General features: G+C 67.7%; 5 protein-coding genes and 1 pseudogene. 3 read left to right on the top strand and 3 right to left on the bottom strand.

The features are described 5' to 3' along the window. Positions 1-522: anti-sigma factor antagonist (locus EJK91_RS21310; RefSeq protein WP_346773481.1), on the top strand; the 522-nt coding region annotated here is incomplete at its 5' end. Between the two features lie 18 nt (positions 523-540). Here the strand turns inward: EJK91_RS21310 and EJK91_RS21305 are convergent. Beyond that, positions 541-1,038 (bottom strand): aminoacyl-tRNA deacylase, encoded by a 498-nt coding sequence (locus EJK91_RS21305; protein WP_125079893.1) that lies wholly within the window; start codon positions 1,036-1,038, stop codon positions 541-543. Positions 1,039-1,241: 203 nt separating this feature from the next. On the opposite strand from EJK91_RS21305, the gene EJK91_RS21300 reads away from it, so the two are divergent. After that, positions 1,242-1,910, top strand: coding sequence for a sigma-70 family RNA polymerase sigma factor (locus tag EJK91_RS21300; RefSeq protein WP_369797620.1), 669 nt, complete (start codon positions 1,242-1,244; stop codon positions 1,908-1,910). Next, positions 1,907-2,206: a mycothiol system anti-sigma-R factor gene (gene rsrA, locus EJK91_RS21295; protein ID WP_046300053.1), complete on the top strand. Its 300-nt coding sequence runs from the start codon at positions 1,907-1,909 to the stop codon at positions 2,204-2,206. The genes EJK91_RS21300 and rsrA overlap by 4 nt, the downstream gene beginning before the upstream one ends. 158 nt (positions 2,207-2,364) lie before the next feature. Here the strand turns inward: rsrA and EJK91_RS23225 are convergent, their stop codons facing one another. Together EJK91_RS23225 and EJK91_RS22040 are read right to left on the bottom strand one after the other, a co-directional pair. Next, complete coding sequence (locus tag EJK91_RS23225; RefSeq protein WP_011728008.1) at positions 2,365-2,439, bottom strand: 50S ribosomal protein bL37; 75 nt, start codon at positions 2,437-2,439, stop codon at positions 2,365-2,367. A gap of 167 nt (positions 2,440-2,606) precedes the next feature. Further along, positions 2,607-2,950, bottom strand: a pseudogene (locus EJK91_RS22040) (hypothetical protein); the annotation flags it as partial.

The raw sequence follows: 2,950 nt of genomic DNA, 5'->3' as shown, positions 1-2,950 counted from the left end.
GGTTTACGCCGTAAACTCAGCCGCTGCGCTGGTTGGCGGCGCAAGGGTGCCAGGCCGGAGCGGATGGAAGCGGTTCCGGCCGCCGCGATGGCCGTCGGTGGCGTCGTCGGCGAGGCGTTCGTCGCGCCGGAGGTTCCTGCGGAAGAAGAGCTGCATGTCCTGGTGGAGCGGCGCGGCTCAGCGCTGCTGGTTCACGCGGGTGGCAGTGTCGACGCGTCCAACATCGCCGTCTGGCGTCGCCTGGTCGGCGAGGCCGCGGAGGTGGCAACAGCTCCCGGGCCGCTGATCATCGATACCAGCGCCCTCGAATTCATGGGAATCTGCGCGTTCGCGGTGCTGGTCGAAGAGTCGGCCAGCTGCCGTCGGCGCGGCATCCGGCTCTGCCTTGTCAGCGACCAGCACATCACCGCCCGGGTGGTGGACGCCGCGGGTATCGACGCCGAATTGTCGTTCGCCGCGACCGTCGACGATGCGCTCGGGAACGCACCGCGCGATGATCCCGGTTCGGTCCTGGACCGTTGAACGCCGGCAACCGCGGGGTCAGCGGGCCTGGATGTCCGCGGTGATCGCCCCCGTCACCCGGATCAGATCCGCAGGTGCCACCGCCACGTCCACGCCGCGTTGCCCCGCGCTGCACAGCACCCGGTCAAAGCCCAGTGCCGAGGCATCCACCACGGTCGGCAAAGTTTTGCGCTGCCCGAGCGGCGAGATCCCGCCCAGCACGTAACCGGTCGCTCGTTGTGCCGCCGCCGGGTCGGCCATTGCGGCCTTGGGCGCCCCGAGTGCGGCGGCGACCGCCTTAAACGACAGCTTGGCCGGCACCGGCAGGACCGCGATCGCCAGTCCGGGCGGGATCGCCACCACCAGCGTCTTGAAGATCTGCTCGGGGCGCACCCCGCCCGGTCCCTCGGCCGCGAGCTGCTCGACGGCTTCGGCTCCGAAAGCACGCTGGTCTGGCTCATGCCGGTAACGCAACACCTCGTAGGGCACCTGCGCGGCGATCAGGGCCGCTACAGCTCGGGTTGCCGCACGACTCACCGCGCCAGGATACGGCCGGGAAATAGTGCCATGGCCAACGCTGTTGACTAAGCCAGTTGGTGTGGTCGCTGCGCCAAGTCGTCGATCACGGCCCTAGGATCGGAAAGGAGTCGCCGATGTCAACGGCGATCGGTCTGCTGGAACGCGAGCTATCGGCTGGGCTGGTTGTGGGCACCGCGACAGAAGGGGCAGCGACGATACAGATGGCTGACGGCGAGAGTGCGTCCGGTACCGGGACCGAGGCTTCGACCGAAGCCAAGGCGCCGGTACGTTCCGATGAGACCGACGCGCAGCTGACCGCTCGGTTCGAACGCGATGCGATACCCATGCTCGATCAGCTCTACGGCGGCGCGCTGCGCATGACGCGCAATCCTGCCGATGCCGAGGACCTGCTGCAGGAGACCATGGTCAAGGCCTATGCCGGGTTCCGCTCCTTTCGAGAGGGCACCAACCTCAAGGCGTGGCTGTACCGCATCCTGACCAACACCTACATCAACAGCTACCGCAAGAAGCAACGCTCACCGGCGGAGTACCCGACCGACGAGATCACCGACTGGCAGCTGGCGGCCACCGCCGAACACTCTTCGACGGGGCTGCGCTCAGCGGAGGTAGAGGCTCTGGAGTCGCTGCCTGACACCGAGATCAAAGAGGCGCTGCAGCAGCTTCCCGAAGAATTCCGGATGGCGGTGTACTACGCCGACGTCGAAGGATTCCCGTACAAGGAGATCGCTGAGATCATGGATACGCCGATCGGCACGGTGATGTCGCGTTTGCACCGCGGCAGGCGACAGTTGCGCAGTCTGCTGGCCGACGTAGCCCGCGATCGTGGATTCATTCGCGACGGCCAGACTTCCGAGGAGGTGTCGTCGTGACCGAACACTCGCGAGACTGCAACACGCAACCGGCCGACGGCGAATCCCATGCCAACTGTTCGGAGGTGATCGCCGAAGTATGGACCCTGCTCGACGGCGAATGCACGGCGGAGACCAAGGCCAAACTGCGCCAGCACCTTGAGGAATGCCCCGGCTGCCTGCGGCACTACGGGGTCGAGGAACGGATCAAGACGCTGATCGCCCGCAAATGCAGTGGCGACAAGGCCCCGCGGCGTCTCTACGAACGCGTGCGGCTGGAGATCAGCCGGACCACGATCATCCACCGCGAGGGCTGATCCGGGCGGCTGCCATGGCGCCGGAGGCGATCACACGCGCGCGGCGGCGCCGGGCGAAGCGGGTCGCCGCTATGGCCTCGAGATGGCCGATAACTGCAGCAAGCCCGGCCTGAGGCCGGGCTTGCGGTCAGCTGTGCTGGCGAGCTTGAACCAACGCGCTAGGCGTTGGGTCGCTTGCCGTGGTTGGCTTTGCTGTGCTTGCGATCGCGCTTCTTGCGGCCACGTTTTGCCATGATTGGCCCTCCTAGCAGGTATTCCGGCTGACAAGTGTCTCACACGACCAGGCCTGGCGATAATCGCGCGGATGACCGGTCTGTCGTGGCAGCGCAACGCTGACGACATAGCCGTCGGCCGCGGCCGGCCGTCGGGCGAATCCGACGACCGGCTCACCGTCTCAGGATCAGTGCACCGAGAAGTTCCGAGCGCCCGCCAGTGTCTGCGGCACCAGGGCCGGAGGTGTCGCCGGAGCGGGCGGGGTCTCCAGTGCAGGCCCCGCGGACATGGGCGCCCCAGGCGGCGTCAGAGTGCTCACGTCGGTGGGCATGATCGACCCCACGCCGGGGACCACGCGGTTGAGCATGCCGTTCAACGCCTGCAGGAAGGAGTTCGCGGCGTTCACGCCGGCTGAGGAGCCTCCGACGGCAGAGCCGGGCATGCCCAGTGGGCTGGGGGCGCCCAGTGCACCTGGTACGCCCAGCGCGCCGGGCACGCCGAGCGGGCTGGGGGTGCCGAGGGGAGTCGGGG

Origin of the sequence: Mycobacterium sp. P7213 (genome assembly GCF_900604305.1) — a bacterium.
Taxonomy (GTDB): Bacteria; Actinomycetota; Actinomycetes; order Mycobacteriales; family Mycobacteriaceae; genus Mycobacterium.
The sequence above is the reverse complement of the archived record's forward strand: the minus strand, read 5'-3'. Positions and strand labels throughout refer to the sequence as shown.